The sequence below is a fragment of the Enterobacter sp. J49 genome, from assembly GCF_002148625.1.
In the GTDB taxonomy this organism is placed as follows: Bacteria; Pseudomonadota; Gammaproteobacteria; order Enterobacterales; family Enterobacteriaceae; genus Enterobacter; species Enterobacter ludwigii.
The window spans coordinates 1-306 of the sequence record NZ_MWPY01000041.1 but is presented as its reverse complement, the minus strand read 5'-3'; the positions used below and the strand labels follow the sequence as shown (position 1 = coordinate 306).

Genomic DNA, 306 nt, shown 5'->3' with positions numbered 1-306 from the left:
AGATGTGTATAATATACAGCCTTCCTGCAACGCGCAAGCTCACCTGCGTCCTCCACAACTGGGGAGCCTCTTGCGAGGAAAACGCGCGTGATCTGATAATGCTCTATGGCGACGAACTGCTCCAGCATCTCGATCTTTCGTTGCTGCCGGTCCTCTGGAACGGTCAGGGCGAGCATCAGACCGCCGAAGTCTCGGATTTCGGCCCGTTCACACGGCGTCTGAGGCAGCGCAAGCTTCCCTATTCGGGCATCGCCTTTCCGATACGGCTTAGCCCGCAGGGCCATGGCTATGTGAACGTCGCCGGAA

General features: G+C 58.2%; 1 protein-coding gene. It reads left to right on the top strand.

The window, feature by feature from the left end; all coding sequences use genetic code 11:
• Positions 1 to 98 precede the first annotated feature (98 nt).
• A partial coding sequence (locus BJP35_RS23800) for a hypothetical protein (protein WP_218778082.1) occupies positions 99 to 306 on the top strand: 208 nt, incomplete at its 3' end.